Source organism: Streptomyces sp. NPDC088766 (assembly GCF_044750845.1).
Classification (GTDB): Bacteria; Actinomycetota; Actinomycetes; order Streptomycetales; family Streptomycetaceae; genus Streptomyces.
The window spans coordinates 31,592-51,465 of sequence record NZ_JBIVKQ010000008.1; the positions used below are offsets into that span (position 1 = coordinate 31,592).

20 protein-coding genes and 1 pseudogene are annotated in these 19,874 nt (G+C 72.9%); 8 read left to right on the plus strand and 13 right to left on the minus strand.

Annotated features, from left to right (window positions below; all coding sequences use genetic code 11):
* Nucleotides 1-70: 70 nt before the first annotated feature.
* Both ACIP5W_RS13300 and ACIP5W_RS13305 read left to right on the plus strand, forming a co-directional pair.
* The gene (locus ACIP5W_RS13300; protein ID WP_401471291.1) at nt 71-202 is read left to right on the plus strand and encodes a hypothetical protein; all 132 of its coding nucleotides are present in this window, start codon (nt 71-73) and stop codon (nt 200-202) included.
* Between the two features lie 519 nt (nt 203-721).
* Nucleotides 722-2,284, plus strand: a complete 1,563-nt coding sequence (locus ACIP5W_RS13305) for a polysaccharide lyase family 1 protein (RefSeq protein WP_401471294.1) — start codon at nt 722-724, stop codon at nt 2,282-2,284.
* Nucleotides 2,285-2,403: 119 nt separating this feature from the next.
* On the opposite strand, the gene ACIP5W_RS13310 is transcribed toward ACIP5W_RS13305, so the two are convergent.
* On the minus strand, nt 2,404-3,036 hold the full coding sequence (locus tag ACIP5W_RS13310) for an MFS transporter (RefSeq protein ID WP_401471297.1): 633 nt from the start codon (nt 3,034-3,036) through the stop codon (nt 2,404-2,406).
* 36 nt (nt 3,037-3,072) lie between these two features.
* Here ACIP5W_RS13310 and ACIP5W_RS13315 point away from each other — a divergent pair, with 36 nt between their 5' ends.
* Entirely contained in the window at nt 3,073-3,522 is a 450-nt protein-coding gene (locus ACIP5W_RS13315) for a family 1 glycosylhydrolase (protein ID WP_401471300.1), read from the plus strand.
* 41 nt (nt 3,523-3,563) lie between these two features.
* Here the strand turns inward: ACIP5W_RS13315 and ACIP5W_RS13320 are convergent, their stop codons facing one another.
* The 3 genes from ACIP5W_RS13320 to ACIP5W_RS13330 all read right to left on the minus strand — a co-directional run bounded on the left by ACIP5W_RS13320 (nt 3,564) and on the right by ACIP5W_RS13330 (nt 5,498).
* Nucleotides 3,564-4,355, minus strand: a complete 792-nt coding sequence (locus ACIP5W_RS13320; RefSeq protein WP_401471303.1) for a YihY/virulence factor BrkB family protein — start codon at nt 4,353-4,355, stop codon at nt 3,564-3,566.
* A gap of 409 nt (nt 4,356-4,764) precedes the next feature.
* Nucleotides 4,765-4,986 carry a hypothetical protein gene (locus ACIP5W_RS13325; protein ID WP_401471306.1) on the minus strand — a complete coding sequence of 74 codons (222 nt, stop codon included), beginning with the start codon at nt 4,984-4,986 and terminating at the stop codon, nt 4,765-4,767.
* A 68-nt stretch (nt 4,987-5,054) separates the two neighbouring features.
* Nucleotides 5,055-5,498, minus strand: a complete 444-nt coding sequence (locus ACIP5W_RS13330; RefSeq protein WP_401471309.1) for a hypothetical protein — start codon at nt 5,496-5,498, stop codon at nt 5,055-5,057.
* A 165-nt stretch (nt 5,499-5,663) separates the two neighbouring features.
* On the opposite strand from ACIP5W_RS13330, the gene ACIP5W_RS13335 reads away from it, so the two are divergent.
* From ACIP5W_RS13335 to ACIP5W_RS13350, 4 genes are read left to right on the plus strand one after another with little or no spacing between them, the layout of a single operon-like run.
* Complete coding sequence (locus ACIP5W_RS13335) at nt 5,664-6,248, plus strand: MSMEG_1061 family FMN-dependent PPOX-type flavoprotein (protein WP_401471312.1); 585 nt, start codon at nt 5,664-5,666, stop codon at nt 6,246-6,248.
* Nucleotides 6,249-6,282: 34 nt separating this feature from the next.
* A complete protein-coding gene (locus ACIP5W_RS13340) occupies nt 6,283-7,152 on the plus strand; it encodes an ABC transporter ATP-binding protein (RefSeq protein ID WP_401471315.1) in 870 nt (289 codons plus the stop codon).
* Nucleotides 7,149-8,129, plus strand: coding sequence for an ABC transporter substrate-binding protein (locus ACIP5W_RS13345; RefSeq protein WP_401471318.1), 981 nt, complete (start codon nt 7,149-7,151; stop codon nt 8,127-8,129). The genes ACIP5W_RS13340 and ACIP5W_RS13345 overlap by 4 nt, the downstream gene beginning before the upstream one ends.
* A gap of 8 nt (nt 8,130-8,137) precedes the next feature.
* The gene (locus tag ACIP5W_RS13350) at nt 8,138-10,204 is read left to right on the plus strand and encodes an iron ABC transporter permease (RefSeq protein ID WP_401471321.1); all 2,067 of its coding nucleotides are present in this window, start codon (nt 8,138-8,140) and stop codon (nt 10,202-10,204) included.
* 218 nt (nt 10,205-10,422) lie between these two features.
* Here the strand turns inward: ACIP5W_RS13350 and ACIP5W_RS13355 are convergent, their stop codons facing one another.
* From ACIP5W_RS13355 to ACIP5W_RS13395, 9 genes and pseudogenes are all read right to left on the minus strand, one after another.
* Nucleotides 10,423-11,073 carry a CoA transferase subunit B gene (locus tag ACIP5W_RS13355; RefSeq protein ID WP_401471324.1) on the minus strand — a complete coding sequence of 217 codons (651 nt, stop codon included), beginning with the start codon at nt 11,071-11,073 and terminating at the stop codon, nt 10,423-10,425.
* Nucleotides 11,073-11,855 carry a CoA transferase subunit A gene (locus tag ACIP5W_RS13360; RefSeq protein ID WP_401471327.1) on the minus strand — a complete coding sequence of 261 codons (783 nt, stop codon included), beginning with the start codon at nt 11,853-11,855 and terminating at the stop codon, nt 11,073-11,075. Before ACIP5W_RS13360 ends, ACIP5W_RS13355 begins: the two co-directional genes overlap by 1 nt.
* A 140-nt stretch (nt 11,856-11,995) precedes the next feature.
* Nucleotides 11,996-12,733, minus strand: a pseudogene (locus ACIP5W_RS13365) (SDR family NAD(P)-dependent oxidoreductase); the annotation flags it as partial.
* Complete coding sequence (locus ACIP5W_RS13370) at nt 12,730-13,701, minus strand: fumarylacetoacetate hydrolase family protein (RefSeq protein ID WP_401471330.1); 972 nt, start codon at nt 13,699-13,701, stop codon at nt 12,730-12,732. The pseudogene ACIP5W_RS13365 and the gene ACIP5W_RS13370, both read right to left, overlap by 4 nt.
* A 28-nt stretch (nt 13,702-13,729) precedes the next feature.
* Nucleotides 13,730-14,662, minus strand: a complete 933-nt coding sequence (locus ACIP5W_RS13375) for a VOC family protein (RefSeq protein ID WP_401471333.1) — start codon at nt 14,660-14,662, stop codon at nt 13,730-13,732.
* Between the two features lie 4 nt (nt 14,663-14,666).
* Nucleotides 14,667-15,701: an amidohydrolase family protein gene (locus tag ACIP5W_RS13380; RefSeq protein WP_401471336.1), complete on the minus strand. Its 1,035-nt coding sequence runs from the start codon at nt 15,699-15,701 to the stop codon at nt 14,667-14,669.
* Entirely contained in the window at nt 15,698-16,828 is a 1,131-nt protein-coding gene (locus ACIP5W_RS13385; RefSeq protein ID WP_401471339.1) for an FAD-dependent oxidoreductase, read from the minus strand. Before ACIP5W_RS13385 ends, ACIP5W_RS13380 begins: the two co-directional genes overlap by 4 nt.
* 23 nt (nt 16,829-16,851) lie before the next feature.
* On the minus strand, nt 16,852-17,808 hold the full coding sequence (locus ACIP5W_RS13390; protein ID WP_401471342.1) for a cyclase family protein: 957 nt from the start codon (nt 17,806-17,808) through the stop codon (nt 16,852-16,854).
* Nucleotides 17,805-18,806 carry a fumarylacetoacetate hydrolase family protein gene (locus ACIP5W_RS13395; protein WP_401471345.1) on the minus strand — a complete coding sequence of 334 codons (1,002 nt, stop codon included), beginning with the start codon at nt 18,804-18,806 and terminating at the stop codon, nt 17,805-17,807. Before ACIP5W_RS13395 ends, ACIP5W_RS13390 begins: the two co-directional genes overlap by 4 nt.
* A gap of 137 nt (nt 18,807-18,943) precedes the next feature.
* On the opposite strand from ACIP5W_RS13395, the gene ACIP5W_RS13400 reads away from it, so the two are divergent.
* On the plus strand, nt 18,944-19,873 hold the full coding sequence (locus tag ACIP5W_RS13400) for a LysR family transcriptional regulator (protein ID WP_401471348.1): 930 nt from the start codon (nt 18,944-18,946) through the stop codon (nt 19,871-19,873).
* Nucleotide 19,874: the final 1 nt, after the last annotated feature.

Below are 19,874 nucleotides of genomic sequence, written 5' to 3' on the forward strand. Positions count from 1 at the left end.
GGCGCGTGCCGGGGTCGTCGAGGCGCGCGCCGGGCATCTCACGGACCAGGTTGCCGTCGGCCTCCGGCAAGTGACGGACGGCCTCCATGCCTTCGTCGACGAGGAGCCCGGTGCTCTGAGCGGTGTCCGCGCGGCAAGGACCGTGGTCACCCTGCGCCGCGTCGAGACCCTCACGGTGGCGCCGCCCGGACTCCCGAGCTGATCACGTACATCACTCAGGTTCACGTATGGGAACGTGCGGGGATGTCGGGCGCCGTGCCGCCTGGGAAGCCCGGTTGTGGCGGAAACGGCTCGACGGGCAGGGAAGTCTGTTCGCGGAAGCAATGCCACGACTCGGGTGCGAGCGCTGTATGTCGTGAAGCGGAATGAGGGCGCGGGTGGTCGCCGCCTTCCGTGCCCACCCTTCTCAAACTCTTGCCACCTGGCCACCGGACCCCTATCGTCGCCGCACGGAAAGCGCTTTCTCGGGACCGGGACCGTCCCGAGGGGAGCCGACCGTCGCGGTGGGCGCCGCGACTTGTGCACGAGCCGCCAGTGATCCGGTACGGGGCGTCCCGCGACGCCGACGTGCCGCCGAACGAAGGGTGCGCGTCATGACGAGCCGGCGTGCGACCGTCCCCCATGCTCTTCCCGTCGGCCCGGATTGACGGTCCACGGACAAACCTTCGCCGTGTGCGGCAGCAATGCGAGGCCAGGCAGAACGAAGAATCAGGAGACATCCATGCAAAGAAAAGTCGCCCTGCGGCTCTCCGCCGCATCGGCCGCGATGGCCCTCGCGGCCGCGGCCGGTGTCGTGCTGTCGATGCCGGAGGCCTCCGCGGCGACCGGTGCCGCGACCGGTTACGCGACCCAGAACGGCGGTACCACCGGCGGAGCCGGCGGCCAGACGGTGCGGGCCACCACCGGAACCGCGATCCACGCGGCCCTGTGCGGCAGGGCCAGCAGCAGCACCCCCATCACCATCGAGGTCGAGGGGACCATCAACCACGGCAACACGGCCAAGGTGTCGGGCAGCAGCTGCAACACCGCCGCCGGGGTGATCGAGCTGAAGCAGATCAGCAACGTCACCATCGTCGGCGTCGGCGGCGGAGCCGTCTTCGACCAGCTGGGCATCCACATCCGTGAGGCCAGCAACATCATCATCCAGAACGTGACGATCAAGAACGTCAAGAAGTCGGGCTCGCCCACCTCCAACGGCGGCGACGCCATCGGCATGGAGAGCGGCGTCCGCAACGTCTGGGTCGACCACACGACCCTGGAGGCGTCGGGCGGCGAGTCGGAAGGCTACGACGGCCTCTTCGACATGAAGGACGACACCAAGTACGTGACGCTGTCGTACAGCGTCCTGCGCAACTCCGGGCGCGGCGGTCTGATCGGCTCCAGCGAGAGCGACCAGTCGAACGGGTTCGTCACCTTCCACCACAACCTCTACCAGAACATCGACTCCCGCACGCCCCTGCTGCGCGGCGGAACGGCCCACATCTACAACAACCACTACGTGAGCCTGAACGAGTCCGGCATCAACTCCCGTGCCGGAGCGCGCGCCAAGGTGGACAACAACTACTTCGAGGACTCCAAGGACGTCCTGGGCACCTTCTACACGGACGCGGCCGGCTACTGGCAGGTCAGCGGCAACGTCTTCGACAACGTGACGTGGTCCGCCCCCGGCACCGACAACAACCCCGCCGGGCCGAACCCGCAGTCCAACACCACGGTCAGCATCCCCTACCCCTACACGCTCGACGCCGCCGCGTGCGTGCCGGACGTCGTCAGCCGCACGGCCGGGGCGGGCAAGGGCCTCCAGGTGTCGAACGGCAGCTGCGCCGTGCAGTCGCCCACGCCGACCCCGACCACCCCGCCCACGTCCGCCACGCCGACCCCGACCCCCAGCCCCACCTCGGGGCCGAGCCAGCCCAGCGGTACCAACCTGAGCATCGGGGCCGGGTCGGACGGCTCCAGCAAGGCCACCGGCACGAGTTACGGCAACGTGCGGGACGGCGACATGAGCACGTACTGGTCGCCCGCCGCCTCGACCGGCGCCATCTCGATCAAGTGGGGTTCCGCCACGTCCGTTTCCCGGATCCACATCCGCGAGGCGGCGGGGGCGACGGGTGCCATCGGCGCCTGGAAGGTGGTCAACGGTGACACCGGCGCCGTGCTGACCTCGGGCAGCGGCGCGGGTGCCATCACCTTCCCGCGGACCTCGCTGAGCAAGGTCACCTTCGAGATCACCGGTTCGACGGGCACACCGAAGGTCGCCAAGTTCGAGACCTACGCCCAGTAGACGGGCGGTCCGACCCGTCCCGGTGCCCGACGCGGCACCGGGACGGGCCGGCCTGATCCCCCGCCCCGGCGCCGCCACCGCTCGGCGGGGCAGCACGTCGTCCCGCCCCGCCGTCCCGCTCAGCCGGGCAGCACGTCGTCGGTCTCCGGATCCCGCAGCCGGGGGATGAACAGGGAGAGCGCCAGGGCCAGGAGGGTGACGAGGGCGCCGAGCCAGAAGACCCAGGCGTAACCGGCGTCCTGGTAGAAGGCGGTGCCGTCGACCACGGTGCTGTGCGCGTTGAGGAGGGCGTACGCGCCGGCGGTGACGATCGCGCCGAACAGGCTGATGAGCATGTTGAGCATGCCGCTGCCCAGTCCCTGTTCGTCGCGCGAGACGACGCCGACGACGAGCACCGGCGCGGTCGCCACCACGATGCCGGAACCGATGTTGGCGATGCACGATGTCAGGATCAGTTCCGTCTCGTCGCCGTGGAAGAAGCCGACGAGCGTGTAGCCCAGCGCCATGACCGCCAGGCCGGCGATCCAGACCTTGCGGGGGTCCGGGCGGCGCAGGAAGCGGCTGGCGAAGAGGCCGGTGCCGAACATCACCAGGTTCCAGCTCACGCTGACCACGGCGTTGTGCTGCGCGGTCCAGCCGAGGCCGGCGGAGACACCGGGGATGTGCGGGAAGAGCGCGAGCAGGATGGCCAGGCCCGGCATCGTGAACGCGACGGTCTGGGCGAGACCGCCCGCCGTGAGGGCGAGAGCCACGGGACGGCGCCGGAGGACCCCCAGATCCAGGATCGGGTGGGCGCTGGCCCGCTCGACGAACAGGAAGGCGACCAGCGCGGCGGCCCCGGCGGCGAGGTGACGCCCGACGGGGAGCTGAACGGCATGGGCACCGCCATCGAGCCCGGCTCCCTCGCAGGGGCGGTGCGCTACGCCCACGAGGTGGCCGGCGTCCCGGTGCTCGTCACCGAACACGGCATCCAGACCGCGGACGACACCCAGCGCGCCGCGTTCATCCCGGCCGCGATCGACGCCCTCGCGGCCGAGGCCGGCGCGGGCACCCCCGTCCTCGGCTACTGCCACTGGACGCTCATGGACAACTTCGAGTGGATCTTCGGGTACGGCGCCCAGCTCGGCCTGCACGAAGTCGACCGCGAGACGTTCGAGCGCCGTCCGAAGCCGAGCGCGCAGGCGTACGCCGACGCGGTGCGCAGCCACCGGGGGACACCCGCCGTCCAGGGGGGATGAACCGGGCCGGGGCGGCCGGGCCGGGCCCGGGCCGCCGGCCGTCACCGGCGGGGCGACGACTGCCTGCTCAGCTCGGCCGTGAACTGGGCCCCGGCGAGCAGGGCGAGGTTGGACAGCCACAGCCAGACCAGGAAGACGACGATGCCGGCGAGCGAGCCGTACAGCCTGCTGTAGGTGCTCAGGGCGGAGGCGTAGAGCGCGAAGCCCGCGGAGACGGTGAGCCACAGGCCCGCCGCCAGGGCGCCGCCGGGCAGACTGTGCCTGCGCAGCCGCGCCGGGGCCGGGCCCATGTGGAAGACGACGACGACCAGGAGCGCGACCAGCCCCAGGAGGAGGGGCCAGCGCAGCAGGGCCCACGCCCGGGCGGCCACCTCGTCGAGCCCGAGAAGACCGCCGACGGCCTCGGCGACCGGACCGGTGACCAGCAGGAGCAGCGAACTGACGAGGAGCAGGACCAGCAGGGCGAAGGCGGTGAGCACGATGCGGTGGGCCTTGCGCAGGGGAGAGCGGCAGTCGGCGACGTGATGCATGCGGTGCAGGGCCCGGCGGAACACGGCCAGATAGCTGGAGGCGGACCACAGGGCGCTCACCGTGCAGGCACCCAGCAGCGCCCAGGCCGCGGAACTGCGCCGCGCCATCCGGACCATGACCCCTTCGAGTTCGCTCCCGGACTGCCCCGGTGCGTAGGCCGTCACGTGCGCGATGAAGTCCCCCGCGGTGGCGGGGCTGACCAGGCTGAAGGCGATGACGGTCACCAGGAGGGACGGCAGGACGGCCAGGATGGCGTAGTAGGTGAGTGCGGCCGCGTAGTCGGACACGTCGTCACGCCACATCGACGCGGGTGTGCGGCGGAGGGCGAGGCCCCACGAGGGCGGCAACCGCCGTGCGGAGGGCGCCGGGACGACGACGGGCCGACCGCGTCGCGGTGCGGTCCGCCGCTCGGCCGGCACGGGGGGTGAAAGGGGGTGGGGACGCGGACCGTCGTCCCTCCGCTGCGCGCGTACCCTCACGGTCCGTCCTTCCCGCCGACCGGCGGACCGATTCCACCGGGTGAACCGCCCCGGCCGCGGGACCGGCCGGTCGGCCGTGTCCATGACGCGGAGTTCCGGGTCTGTGGGGCGGATACCCGGGAATCGCCCGCCCACGTCCTCGCCGGACCAGCTCATGGGGACCGCACGGGCGGGGCGGCGTGCCGCGCCGAGGGGGCGGACGGAGGGAGCCGGTGGCCGTTCGGCAGCGCGACTAGCGTGTCAGGTCCAGCGGTTGCAGCGTGCTCCAGTGCCGGCGCAGCAGGTCCTCGGGTGACATCGGGCGGGGATCGCCGAGTGACGGGGGCCGGGCGCCGATCGGGTCCTGGCCGGCGTGCGAGCGGTGTCTGCACCACAGGAGGGCGGTGACGGCCACTCCGCTTCCGGCGAGCGCCGCCGCGGCGACGGTGAGCGCGTTGCTGGCCCTGACCGGCATGGCGTCTCCCTGAGAGCTGTGGGCGGCGGTTCTGCCGCCGGATCATCGGGTAACCCGGCCGGGCGCCTTCATGCCGCGTGGCGCCCGCCCTTCCGCACGCGTCCCGCCGCCGGTCCACGCCCCCGCGGGTCACCGTCCTTCCCCGGGTGGCCGCTGGGGCCCGTGTCGTGGGCGGCCGGGTGAACGACCGGTGCCTCTCGCCCGGCCGGCCGCACGCAACGGGCTTCGTGCGCGGGCTGCTTGCGGAGCGGTCGACGGCCGGTCGCCGAACCCCCCGGCTGCCGCGAGGAGTTCGTCGTCGCCGACGCGGACGGAACGGGACGGGCGGTCCGCGGCCCCAGCTGCGTCATCTCGGCGAACCACCAGGTGCCCGACACGGCGAGGGCCCAGACCAGCGGGTGCAGCAGCGATGCCGGCCACGTGGTCTGCCCCGACCGCTGTTCCACGACCGCGAAGAAGACCCAGCCGACCACCAGGACACAGGTGACGCGCACGCGCCGATGCTTGAACATGCGTGCCCGGTTACCCGAGCCCTCCCCGGTCCACACCCCGCCCACCGGGGACCCCGGTGCCCGGCACCGGCGACACCGCACCCCGAGTCAGTAAGGCAAGGCGAACCTAACTTGAGATAATGTTCAATGTGCAACCGCTCGCCGCACGCACCCCTGGAGCTCGCCTTGCCGCACGCGATCGACGCCACCGTGGATGGGCCGGGCGCAGCCGCCGGGAGCGGCTGGGTCGAGCTGGCCTCGCGGGCCGAGCTGCGCGAGGTGCTGGGCGAGCCCTGGCCCGTGGTGATCGAGAAGGTCCACGACCGGCTCACCGATCAGGACCTGGGCATACTGGCCCGCTCGCCCTTCTGTCTGCTGGCCACCTCCGACGCGGACGGCAACTGCGACGTCTCCCCGCGCGGGGACGGCCCGGGGTTCACGCACGTCGTCGACGCGCGCACGCTCGCCCTGCCCGACCGGCCGGGCAACCGGCGCGGCGACAGCTTCCACAACATCCTCGACAACCCGCACGCAGGCCTGCTGTACCTGGTCCCGGGCGGCAAGGACGTACTGCGGGTCAACGGGCGGGCCCGCGTCCTCACCGACGCCCCGTTCTTCGATGCCATGACGCGGGACGACCGGCGCCCCGCGCTCGCCCTGGTGCTGGAGATCGACGAGGTCTACCTGCACTGCCCGCAGTCCCTGCGGCGTTCGGGCCTGTGGGACCCGGCGTCCTGGCCGGCCGGCCGAGGCGGGCCCGCCCCCGCGTGATCCACGTCAATAAGGTTAGGCTAACCTTATTGACGTGAGATCTGGTGGAGAAACAGCCGGCACCCCACGCCTGCGCGGCCACGAACTGGCGGCCACGGACGTCACGGTGTCGTACGACGGCGTCGACGTCGTCCATGGGGCCGCGGTCGGTCTGCGGCCCGGCGAGGTGACCGCCCTGGTCGGCCCCAACGGCAGCGGGAAGTCCACGCTCCTGCGGGCGATCGCCCGGTTGCAGCGGGCCCGGCACGCCGCGATCCGGATCGACGACGACACCGACGGCCTCGCTCTGACGCCCCGTCAGTTCTCGCGCCACGTCGCCCTGCTGACCCAGAGCCGCCCGACACCCGGCGGACTGACCGTGCGCGACATCGTCGAGTTCGGCCGCTACCCCCACCGCGGCCGCTTCGGCCGGCCCGACCCGGACGCGGCCGCCGCGGTCGACCGGGCGCTCGACCTGACCGGTGTCACCGACCTCGCCGGACGCGGCGCCGACCACCTGTCCGGCGGGCAGTTGCAGCGGGTGTGGCTCGCCGGCTGCCTCGCACAGGAGACCGGCGTACTGCTCCTGGACGAGCCCACCACCTACCTCGACCTGCGCTACCAAGTCGAACTCCTCGACCTGATACGCGACTTGGCGGACGAGCACGGCATCGCCGTCGGCGTCGTCCTCCACGACCTCGACCAGGCGGCGGCCGTCGCCGACCGGATCACGCTGCTCGAGGCGGGCCGCGTCGTCGCCGACGGCCCACCCGGGGACGTCCTGACACCGGAACGCCTCACCGCCGTCTACGGCATCCGCATCGAGGTCGACCACGACCCCCTCACCGGCCGGCTGCGCACCCGTGCCGTCGGCCGCCACCACACCCGCCACACCCCCAGCGAAAGGCTCGGCACCACCTCATGAGACGCCTCCTGCTCACCGCGGCCGCCACCACCGCCGCGGCGCTCACCCTCGCCGCGTGCGGCACCACCGAGCCCGCCGCCGACAGCGCGGAGAAGACCTCCGAGGCCATCACCCTCACCGGCGCCACCGGCACCAAGGTCACGCTCGACGGCCCCGCCACCAAGGTCGTCACCACCGAGTGGAACGTCACCGAGAGCCTCCTCACCCTCGGTGTCGACCCCGTCGGTGTCGCCGACGTCAAGGGCTACAAGACCTGGGACACCGCCGTCCCGCTGACCACCGAGCCGAAGGACATCGGCACCCGCGGCGAGCCGAGCATGGACACCATCGCCTCCCTCGCGCCCGACCTCGTCCTCGCCACCACCGACCTGCCGCCCGCGGCCGTGAAGCAACTGCGCAGGACAGCCCCCGTGCTGGAGGTGAAGTCCGCCGACGCCGCCGACCAGATCGGGTTGATGCTCGACAACATCGACCTCATCGCGCGGGCCACCGGCACCACCGACAAGGCCCAGGCGGTCCGCACCGCCTGGGAGGCCAAGGTCGCCGAGGGCAGGAAGGCCCTCGCCGACGCCGGTCTCGCCGGCACCGGGCTGGCCTTCGCCGACGGGTACGTCACCTCCAACCAGGTCTCCCTGCGCCCGTACACCGGCGGCTCGCTGATCGGCAGCGTCAACGAGGCGATCGGCCTGAAGAACACCTGGACCGTCAAGGGCGACGCGAGCTACGGCCTCGGCACCACCGACGTCGAGGGCCTCACCGCCCTGCCGAAGGACACCCGGTTCGCCTACATCGGCAGCGACGGCGACGAGAACAGCACCCCCTTCACCGGCGCCCTGGCGAAGAACGCCGTGTGGACGTCCCTGCCGTTCGTGAAGGCCGGCGAGGTGCACCGGCTGCCCGACGGCATCTGGATGTTCGGCGGACCCGGGTCGATGCAGGCGTACATCGACGCCCTCGTCGACGCGCTGACGAAGTAACGGAAGCCATGACCGTCACCGCGACCGCCCCCGCCCCCCGTCCGCAGGCGGCCCCGCCCCGCGGGGGTGCCGCCGCGGTGACGGCCGCACTGGTGCTCCTGGTCGCCGCCCTCGCCGTCGTCGACATCACCCAGGGCACGGCCGCCGTCGGACCGGCCGAGGTGTTCAAAGCCCTGACCGGGCAGGCCGATCCGGCGGACGCGTCCGTCGTGATCGCCTCCCGGCTGCCGCGCACGACCGCCGGCCTCCTGGTCGGAGCCGTGCTCGCGGTGGCCGGGGCCGCACTCCAGGCCGTCAGCCGCAACGTGCTCGCCTCGCCCGACACCCTCGCCGTGAACGCCGGTTCCTACCTGGCGCTCGGCGTGGCCGGCGCCACCGGCGTCTCGCTGCCGCTGCTCGCCTCCTCCGGGATCGCCTTCGCCGGCGGGCTCCTCGCCGCGGGCGTCGTCCTCGCCCTGTCCGGCCTCGGCACGGGCACCGTACGGCTGGTCCTCGCCGGCACCGCGCTGGCCCTCGGCCTCAACTCCGTGACCGAGGGCCTGCTCCTGCTGTTCCCCGAGCAGACCGAGGGCCTGTACCGGTGGAACCAGGGCAGCATCGGCCAGAACGGCTTCGACGGCGTCCTGCAGATGCTGCCCGTCGCCGCGGCCGGCCTCGTCGGCCTGCTGCTCACCGCCCGCCGGGTCGACGCGCTCGCCCTCGGCGACGACGCCGCGCGCGGGCTCGGCGTCCCGGTCCGCGCCACCCGCGTCACGGTGGTCGTCCTGGCGGCGCTGCTGTCGGCCGCGGCGGTCACCCTGGCGGGGCCCATCGGCTTCGTCGGCCTGTGCGCCCCGGCCCTGACCCGCCCGCTCGCCCGCCGGTTCCCGGCATTCGTCCGCGCCCGTGCCGGCTGGCCCGCGGCCGGCCTGGCCGGTGCGGGACTGGTCCTCGGGTCGGACGTCCTGCTGCGGGCCCTGGTGCCCGCGGACACGGCGGTGGCCGTCCCCACCGGGATCGTCACCAGCCTCGTCGGCTCCGTGTTCCTGGTGGTGACGGCCCTGCGGCTGCGGGACACCGCCGAGGCCGGCGCTCCGGACCGGCTGCGCACCCCCGGCCGGACGGCGTTCCGGGTCACGGTGGCCGTCCTCGTCGCCGTGCTCGCCGGCGTCACGGTCGCCGGTGTGCTGCTGGGCGACACCGGGCTCCTGCTCGGCGACGTCGTCAACTGGGCGCAGGGGCGGGCCGGGCGGGCGGTCTCCTTCGTCCTCGACACCCGGGTGCCGCGCGTGCTCGCCGCCCTCGGCGCGGGCGCGGCGCTCGCCCTGGCCGGCACGCTGGTCCAGGCCGTCACCCGCAACCCGCTGGCCGAACCCGGCGTCCTGGGCGTCTCCGGCGGAGCCGCGCTGGGCGCCGTGCTCCTCGTCACCACCGTGCCCGTCGCCGGCTCCTGGGCCGTCGCGGGGGCGGCGTTCGCCGGGGCCGCGACGGCCTCCGCCGTCGTCTTCGGACTCGCCGCCCGGGGCGGTTACCGGCAGAACCGGCTGGTCCTCGTCGGCGTCGGCGTGGCCGCCGCCACGACGGCGCTGATCAGCCTGCTCATCGTGCTGACCGACCCCTTCAACGCCACCAAGGCGCTGACCTGGCTGTCCGGTTCGACGTACGGGCGGACCCTGCCGGACGTCCTGCCCGTCGCGCTGGTGCTGGCCCTGGGCGTCGGCGTGGCGGTCGCCCGGCGCACCGAACTGGACCTCGTGTCCCTGGACGGGGACACCCCGCGGCTGCTCGGCCTGCGGCTGTCCCGGGTCCGCCTGGGCTTCCTCGTGCTGAGCGTCCTGCTCAGCGCGACCGCCGTCGCCTCGGCCGGCACCATCGGCTTCGTGGGCCTCGTCGCGCCGCACGCGGCGCGGACCCTCGTGGGCCGGAGGCACGTACGGGTGGTGCCGGTCGCCGTCCTGCTCGGCGCGGCCCTCGTCTGCCTGGCCGACCTGATCGGCCGCACCGTCATCGCGCCCGCCCAGCTGGGCGCGGGCCTCATGACGGCGGTGATCGGAACGCCGTACTTCCTGTACCTGCTCGTGCGCAGCCGCCGCTAGGGCGTGTTTCGAAAGTGGCGTCGTCTGCCCGAAGGGCAGGCCCGGCGGCGTCTGGTGCGTGCGATCGCAAGGCGGAGGGTCGCCCCGATACTGGTTGTATCGGGGTGATCCCGACAACGCGGCGAGCGTGCGTGCCAGACGCCGCCGGGCAGACGGGACTTTCGAAACACGCCCTAGCCCGCTGCCCACCCACGGGCAGCGGGCCGGCGGCGAACCGGTCAGCAGGCGGCCGTGAAGCCGTCGAGGCGCAGGGCGGCGCCGGTGCGGGCCGAGATCTCCTCGACGGTGACGCCCGGCGCGGTCTCCACGAGGGCGAGGCCGCCGCCGGTGACGTCGAGCACGCCCAGATCCGTGACGACGCGGTGGACGCACCGCTCGCCGGTGAGCGGCAGCGTGCACTCCTGAAGGATCTTCGGGCTGCCGTCCTTGGCGGTGTGGTCCATCAGGACGACGACCCGGCGGGCGCCGTGGACGAGGTCCATCGCGCCGCCCATGCCCTTGACCATCTTGCCCGGAATCATCCAGTTGGCGAGGTCGCCGGTCGCGGAGACCTGCATCGCGCCCAGGACCGCGGTGTCGATGTGACCGCCGCGGATCATGCCGAAGGAGAGCGCCGAGTCGAAGAAGGAGGCGCCGGGCAGCACCGTGACGGTCTCCTTGCCGGCGTTGATCAGGTCCGGGTCGACCTGGTCCTCGGTGGGGTAGGGGCCGGTGCCCAGGATGCCGTTCTCCGAGTGCAGGACGACGTGGACGCCCGGCGGGAGGTGACCGGGGATCAGGGTGGGCAGGCCGATGCCGAGGTTGACGTAGGAGCCGTCGGTCAGTTCGGCGGCGGCGCGGGCGGCCATCTGGTCGCGGGTCCAGGCCATCAGCCGTTCACCGTCCCTCGTGTCGAAGACGCGGAGAGCGAAAGGCGTTCGATCTGCTTGTCGGCGGCCTCCTCGGGGGTCAGCGCCACGACCCTCTGCACGTAGACGCCGGGCAGGTGGACCTCGTCGGGGCGCAGCTCGCCCGGCTCCACCAGTTCCTCCACCTCGGCGACGGTGACGCGGCCCGCCATGGCCGCCAGGGGGTTGAAGTTGGCGGCGGCCCGGCGGAAGCACAGGTTGCCGTGCCGGTCGCCGCGCCAGGCGCGGACCAGGGCGAAGTCGGTGGTGATGCCGTGCTCCAGGACGTGCGGACGGCCGTCGAAGTCGCGGGTCTCCTTGGGCGGCGAGGCGACGGCGACGGTGCCGTCTGGTGTGTAGCGCCAGGGCAGGCCGCCCTGGGCGACCTGGGTGCCGACGCCCGCCGGGGTGTAGAAGGCGGGGATGCCCGCGCCGCCGGCGCGCAGCCGTTCGGCGAGGGTGCCCTGCGGAGTCAGTTCCACCTCGAGTTCCCCGCCGAGGTACTGGCGGGCGAACTCCTTGTTCTCGCCGACGTAGGAGCCGGTCACCCGGGCGATGCGGCCGGCGGCCAGCAGGATGCCCAGGCCGCGGCCGTCGACACCGCAGTTGTTCGACACGACCCGCAGTCCCGTGGCGCCCTGCTCGTACAGGGCGCGGACGAGGATCTCCGGCACACCGCTCAGTCCGAAGCCGCCGACGGCGAGCGAGGCCCCGTCGGGGATGTCGGCGACCGCCTCGGCGGCGCCGGCACTCACTTTGTTCACGAACGATCCTTTCCGGGCAGGGCTGCCTGCCGGTCGACGTCGCCGGCGGGACCGGCGCCGGTGGGGTGCGAAGCCTCGTCGCAGGCGGGGAGGACGGCCGTGCCGGCCACCTCGTCGGACACGGCACCGCCCGCCCGCGGACGCAGGGCGTCGGAGACGGACTTGACGCCGCCGTGCGCGGTGAGGCCGCCGTCCACGGGGATCTCGGCGCCGGTGATGAACGACGACTCGTCCGACAGCAGGAAGACGACGAGCGGGGCGACCTCGTCGACGCTCCCGGTGCGGCCGAGCGGCGTCTCGCGGACGTTGGCCTCGCGGAACGCCGGAGCCGCCGAGGCGGTCATCTCGGTCTCGATGTAGCCGGGATGGATCGTGTTGACGCGGATCCCGCGCGGACCGAGTTCGAGTGCGGCGGCCTTCGACAGGCCCCGCAGCGCCCACTTGCTCGTCGTGTAGGCGACCGGATAGTGGCCGGTCAGGGCCGCGGAGGAGCCGACGTTCACGACGGAGGAGCCGGGCGGCATGAGCGGCGCGAGGTGCTGGATGCCGAGCAGCGGGCCGGTGACGTTGACCGCGTGGACCCGGGCCATGTCCTCGGGGCGTACGTCGCCGACGCGGGCCCGCCAGGTGATGCCCGCGTTGTTCACGAGGCCGTGCACCTGGCCGTAGGCCTCGCGCAGGTCCGCGGCCAGGTCCGCCCAGTCCTTCTCGTCGGTCACGTCGAGCCGGCGGCAGCCGGGCGCGTCCCTCACGTCGGTGGCGATGACGCGCGCGCCCTCCCGGACGAGGGTCGCGGCCTCGGCGGCGCCCTGGCCACGGGCCGCGCCCGTGACCACGACGACCTTGCCCAGCAGCCGCTTGGGGTGCGGACCGCTCACGGCCGCTCCCGGCCACGACGCCTGCCGCTCGGCAGGGGCACGGGCTCGACGCCCGGGACGACCGTGTTGGTGAGCGTGCCGATGCCCTCGACGGTGAGACTCACGGTGTCGCCTGCCTTGAGCGGCGGCGGGTTCCGCTCCCCGCTGCGGCCCCACAGCTCGGCGAGGCAGCCGCCGTTGCCGCACGTCCCGGAACCGAGGACGTCACCGGGGACGACACGGGTGCCGCGGGAGGCGTAGGCGGTCATCTCCTCGAAGGTCCAGCTCATGTTGGAGAGCAGGTCCTCGCCGACCGTCTCGCCGTTGATCTCGGCGGTCAGCGCCAGGCGCAGGAACCCGTCGGGGTCCCGGTACGGCTCCAGTTCGTCGGCGGTGACGAGGTAGGGGCCGAGGGTGGTGGCCGTGTCCTTGCCCTTGCAGGGGCCGAGCCCGACCTTCATCTCCGCCGACTGGAGGTCGCGCGCGGACCAGTCGTTGAAGACCGTGTAGCCGACGATGTGCTCGCGGGCCTGTTCGGGGGTGAGGTCGCGGCCCTCGCGGCCGATGACGGCGGCGACCTCCAGCTCGTAGTCCAGCACGGACGACCCCGGCGGCACGGGGACGTCGTCGCCGGGGCCGTGGAGCGCGTGCGGGTTGGTGAAGTAGAAGGTCGGGGCCGCGTACCACTGCTCCGGCACTCCGGCGGCGCCGTCCACGGACCGTCGTACGCCCTCGACGTGTTCCTCGAAGGTGACGAAGTCCCGGATCGACGCGGGCCGCAGGGGAGGCAGCAGCCGCACCTCGCCGACATGCGGGCCGGACGGCACGTCGAGGGCGGCGGCACCGGCGGCGAGCAGGGCGGGCAGGCCGCCGGTCTCGGCGAGCAGGGCGGTGAGCGAGGTGACGCCGGGCAGCGGGAGGAGGGTGCCGTCGTCCTCCACGACGGCCACCCGGTGGCGGTGCTGGTGTTCGTATGCGGCGAAACGCATGGGACGACTCCTGGGGAACGGGGCCGGGTCAGACCGGCGGGGCGACGAACACGCCGCGGTCGGGGTCGTTGAAGGACTCCTTCGCGATCAGCTCGTTCATCGGGTTGGCGGTGCCCCACTGGTCGGTGACCTCGGGCCGGGAGAAGTCGTAGACGTGCGGGTGCCAGGTGTCCTCGTCCAGGCACTCCAGCTCGGTGGTGTACTCGACGGTGTTGCCGTGCGGGTCGAGGAAGTACGTGAAGGTGTTGTCGCCCGCCATGTGCCGGCCCGGCCCCCAGATCTTGCGGAACCCGGCGCGCATCACGCGGCCGGAACCGCGCATGTACTCGTCGAGGCCGCGCATCTCGAAGGAGATGTGGTGCAGGGCGGTGTGCGGGCCCTTGGCGATGGCCATCGAGTGGTGCTGGTTGCTGATCCGCATGAAGTGCATGACCTCGCCCACGCGCGGCGAGCTGAGCGTGTCGGAGAGCGCGAAGCCGAGGTGGCGCTCGTACCACTGGCGGGTGCGGTTCAGGTCGGGGGAGTTGAGGACGACGTGGCTCAGCTTGACCGGGATCGCCTCCTTCTCCTCGATCCTGCGGTGCTGCCGTACCTCGACGTCGGCCAAGACCTCGATGGTGCGGCCGTCGACGTCGAAGAAACGGAAGCCGTAACCGCCGCCGGGCGTTTCCGCCTTGCCCGGCTGGGAGATCAACTGAACGCCCTGAGAGAGGAGTTGCTCGGCGAGGGTGTCGACGTCGGCCGCGCTCGCGGCGCCGTAGGAGACGAGGTCGAGGCGCTTCTCGTCGGCCTTGCGCAGCCGGACCACGTAACTCTCGGGTGAGCCCTCGGCGGCCAGGAAGGAGATGCCGGAGTCCTCGGCGACCTTGGTCAGGCCCCAGACGCCGGCGTAGAAGTCGAGCTGCTTGTCGTAGTCGGGCACGGCGAGGTCGACGTGCCGCAGGTGGGTGAGCAGGCGCATGGTGTCAGTCCTTCCGGAGGAGGGCGGCGGCGTTGCCGCCCCGTACGGCGTGGAAGTCGGCATCGCAAAGACGCGCGGCGCGCAGGGCGCCGACCGGGTCCTCGGTGCCCATGTCGAAGGGGAAGTCGGAGCCGAGCAGCACCCGGTCGGCCCCGGCGACGCGGACCAGCTCCCGCAGCACGTGCGGGTCGTGGACGAGGGAGTCGAAGTACAGCCGCTTCAGATAGCTGCTGGGCGGGTGCGCGCAGCCGCCGCCCGCGTCGGAGCGGGCCGACCAGGCGTGGTCGGAGCGCCCGATGTGGGTGGGCAGGTAGCCGCCGCCGTGCGCGGCGACGAGTTTCAGCGCGGGGTGCCGGTCCAGCACCCCGGAGAAGATCAGGTGGGACAGCGCGACGGCGTTCTCGGTGGGCTGTCCCACGGTGTTGGACAGGTACCAGCGGTCCAGCCGCTCGTCGAGCGTGCAGCCGAAGGGGTGCAGGAAGAGGAGCGCGCCGGTCTCCTCGGCCCGGGACCAGAAGGGTGCGTAGGCCGGGTCGGAGAGTTCCCGTCCGGGGGCGTGGCTGGAGATCTCCACCCCGGCCAGACCCTGCTCCAGAGCGTGGTCCAGGGCGCGGACCAGCCGGTCCGGGTGCTGGAGCGGCGCCAGTCCGAGGCCGCGCAGCCGGTTCGGCGCCGCCGCGCAGTGCGCGGCGGTGGCCTCGTTGGCCAGCCGGTACACCTTCTCGGCCGTCTCCTCGTCCGCCCAGTAGTGGTAGTGCGAGGGGGAGGGGCTGACCAGCTGGACGTCCACGCCCTGGGCGTCCATGGCGGCGAGGCGTACGGCCACGTCGGTCAGCCGGGGGATGCGGTCGCGGACCATGGGGCCGCTCACCGCCAGGGCGGCGGGGCCGTTGCGGCGTGCGTCCAGGGCCCTGGCCCCGGCGTGGCCGGGCAGCCCGGCCACGAGCGCGTCGACCTCGGGCAGCAGGACGTGGGCGTGCACGTCGACGGTCGGGACGGGGGCGGAGGCCGGGCCTCCATGAGGGGTGGGTTCGGTCACGGAAGCTCCCTGAGCATGGTCATGGTCCGGCCCATCAGGCCGGGCACGTCGGCGTCGCGCACCCCGTCGAGCTGCCACTGCCCGATCTGCACGGACGCCTCGACGACCGCACGGACCCGGGTGATCCGCCGCTCGTAGTACGCCTGGAACAGCGCGTCGTCCCAGGTGTCGGACCCGGTCAGCAACTCTGCGAGGACCCAGGCGTCCTCCAGGGACAGCGCCGCGCCCTGGGCGAGCGTGGGCGGGCAGCAGTGCGCGGCGTCGCCGACCAGGACGACCCGGCCGCGGTGCCAGGAGTCCTCGACCAGCAGCCGGTCGAACCAGGTGTAGTTGACCTTCGCCGGGTCGGTGATGTGCCGGGTGATCTCCGGCCAGAAGCCGCCGTACGCCGAGGCCAGGCGCCGCATCTCGTCGGCGTGGGACTGGGCCGGTATCGAGGCGCGGTCGCGGTTGGCCTCGACGACGTAGGCGTACAGGGTGCTCTCGCCGGTGGGGCAGTAGCCGGCGATGTAGGCCGGGCCGCCGTAGGCGAGGTCGGTGCGGGTCACGCCTGCGGGGCGGGGGGCGGCGATGCGCCAGATGGCCATGCCGGTGGGCTCGGGCTTGTCGGTGATGCCGACCGCGGCGCGGGTGGCGGAGCCGAGGCCGTCGGCGGCGATCACCAGGTCGTAGCGGGTCTCGCTGCCGTCGCTGAGGCGGACGGAGACGCCGTCGGCGTCCTGGTCCAGGATCTCGGCGGTGGTGCCCAGCCGGACCGAAGCGCCGCTCGCGCGCACGGCGTCGATGAGGATCTGCTGGAGCCGCGGGCGCTGCATGCCGACGGTGGCGGGCAGGTCGTCGCCGCCGGTGCGGATGTCGCGGGCGACGTGCAGGACGGTGCCGTCGGGGGCGGTGATGCCGACGGAGCCGAAGCCGAAGCCGGACGCCTCGACCTGCTCCCACACGCCGAGTTCACGCAGTACCCGCAGGGCGTTGCCCTGGAGGGTGATGCCGGAGCCGGCGGTGGCGTTCCAGTCGTCCCTGGCCTCGATCAGGTCCACGGCGAGGCCGGCCCGGCGCAGCAGGATCGTCACGGCGTTGCCGGCCGCGCCGCCCCCGACGACGAGGACCGTGCGGGCTTGGTTCATGGGGAACTCCCTTGTTCCTCGGGTTACTTGACGGCGATCGGATTGACGGGGGAGCCGACGGCGCCGGTGATGGGGAGCGGCGCGGCGGTGAGCCAGAACTCGTGGACGCCGTCGTCGGCGCAGTCCGCGGCGAGGTCGTCGAGGTCCCACATCTCGCCGATCAGCAGGCCCACGTTGGGGATGACGACCTGGTGCAGGGGCTGGAAGGCGTGCGCGAACTCGTTCGGGCGGACCTCGAAGCCCCAGGTGTCGGTGGCGATCGCGGCGATCTCGCTGCCGTGCAGCCAGCCGGCCGTGGTGAACGACAGGCCGGGCGCGGGGCCGCCGGCGTAGTCGCCCCAGCCGTCGCGGCGGACCCGGGCCAGCTGCCCGGTGCGGACCAGCACGATGTCACCGCGCCCGACGGTCACCCCGTGGGCCGCGGCGGTCGCCCGCAGATGCTCCTCGGTGATCGCGAAGCCGTCGGGCAGCTCTCCGTCCGCACCGACGACCCGGCCCACGTCGAGCAGCACCCCGCGTCCCGCGACGTACGGCGCCATGTGTTCGATGCCGGTGACGAGGTCGCCGTCGGAGGTGACGACCTTCTCCGCCGCCCGCCCGTTCCACGCTTTGCCGTGGTCGAAGATGTGTCCCAGCCCGTCCCACTGGGTGGAGCACTGGAGCGGCATCGCTATCACGTCGTCGGCGCCGCCGATGCCGTGCGGGAAGCCCTGGTTGCCGAGCGCCGCGTCGGTGCCGGTGTCGAGCATGGTGTGCACCGGGTTGGTGCGCCGCCGCCAGCCCTTCTGCGGGCCGTTCATGTCGAAGCGCTGGGAGAGGGAGAAACTCACGCCCCGCCGCACGAGCGCGGCGCCTTCGCGGCGCTTGGCCTCGTCGAGGAAGTTCAGCGTGCCGAGCACGTCGTCCTCGCCCCAGCGCCCCCAGTTGGAGTACGCCTCGGCGGCCTCGGCGATCGCGCCCTCGGGATCGTCGCGGTTCACGCGGTCCCCTCCGCGACACAGCGGGTGCGCTGGGTGCCGAGCCCGGTGACCGCCCCCTCCATCACGTCGCCGTCGCGCAGCAGCCGGCCCCAGTGCATGCCGTTACCGGCCGGGGATCCGGTCAGCACCAGGTCGCCGGGGAGCAGACGGGCGCTCTGGGAGGCGTACGACACCATCCGGGCCACGTCGAAGATCATGTCCTTGGTGGACTCGTCCTGCATCGTCTCGCCGTTCAGCTTCAGCGTCAGCCGCAGGTCACCGGGGTCCGCGATCGACTCGGCGGGCACGATCCAGGGGCCGAGCGGCGTGAAGCCGGGGGCGTTCTTGCTGCGCAGCCAGTCGGTGCCGATCTGCGGCATGTCGCGGCGGAAGACCGTGGCGCGGTCGGTGAGGTCGTTGGCGATCGTGTACCCGGCGACGTGCTCCAGGGCTTCCGCCACGGACACCCGGTGGGCGGGCCGGCCGATCACGACCGCCAACTCCAGCTCCCAGTCCGGTTGTTCGGCCCAAGCGGGCAGGACGACGTCGTCGTACGGGCCGGTGATCGCGCTCGGCAGGCCGATGAACACGTAGGGCAGGTCCTCGGCCGCCCGCCGGTCCATGATCTCCGCGGCCTCGGCGCGCCGCTCCTCCTCGGGCCGGTCGTCGCCGGGCGCCCGGTGGGCGACGTGCAGATCGATGACGTGCTGCCGGTAGTTCGCTCCCGACTGGAACACCTGCCGCGGCTCGACGGGGGCGTGCACCCGGAAGTCCGCCAGCGGCCCGCGGTCGAGGCCGTCCTCCGCGGCCAGCACCCGCAGCCGCGGCAGGACGGTCTCCCAGTCCTCCAGCAGCCCGCGGACGTCCGCCGGACCGTCACCGAGGGCGGAGCGCAGGTCGATCACCCGGGCGTCCGGGGTGACCAGGGCGGGGAAGGCCGGGCCGTCCGGGGCCGACAGCGTGGCGAGGGCGAACGGTCCGGCGAAGAGCGCGGAGACGGGTTCGGGTTTCACGGACATGTCCTCCTGGTTGCGGTGCGACTAATCTGGACCCGCCACCAACGATCAGGGAAATCGATTCTGTGGATGACCGACATCCATCCGGCGAATTCTTCCTGGTCGGCGCCGTGCAACGTCGTACCACTGGGGGAAGACCCGTGAACCTGGCCCGCCTGGACCTCAACCTCGTCGTCGCCCTGCGCGCGCTGCTGGAGGAACGCAACGTCACCCGGGCCGGACAGCGCATCGGCCTCAGCCAGCCCGCCATGAGCGCCGCCCTGGCCCGGCTGCGCCGCCACTTCGACGACGACCTGCTCGCCCGGGTCGGCGGCCACTACGAGCTCACCGCCCTCGCCCAGGTCCTGCTCGACCGCACCTCCACGGCTTACGACGTGCTGGAACGCCTCTTCGCCAGCCAGGCCGACTTCGACCCGTCCAAGGAGAGCCGCGAGTTCAAGCTGGTCGCCTCCGACTACGCCGTCGCCGTCTTCGGCACCGAACTCGCCCGCGTGGTGCACGAGGAGGCCCCCGGCATCCGCCTGCGCTTCGCGCAGACCCCGCCCACCGTCGTCGACGACACGGCGAACCTGCTGAGCGCCACCGACGGCCTGTTCATGCCGCACGGTGTCATCAGCGACTTCCCCGCCACCGACCTCTACCAGGACCGCTGGGTCTTCCTCGTCGCGGACGACCACCCGAGCGTCGACGACCACCTCACCCGACGGGACCTGGCGAGACTGCCCTGGGTCACCTACCAGCGCACCTACGACGCCCCGGCCGTCCGCCAGCTCGGCATGCTCGGCATCGAGCCACGGGTGGAGGTCTCCGTCGACAGCTTCCAGCTCCTGCCGCTCCTGGTGGCCGGCACCCGGCGCATCGCCCTCGTCCAGGCGCGCCTGGCGAGCCTCCTCGCACCGATCGCCGCCGTCCGCGTGCTGGAACCGCCCTACGAGGCCGTGCCCCTCCAGGAGGCACTGTGGTGGCACCCGGTGCACACCCATGACGCGGCCCACATCTGGCTGCGGGAAACGGCCGCGCGGGTCGGCAGGCGCCTCGCGGATGTTCCGGGGGAGCGAGCCCCGTTCTGAC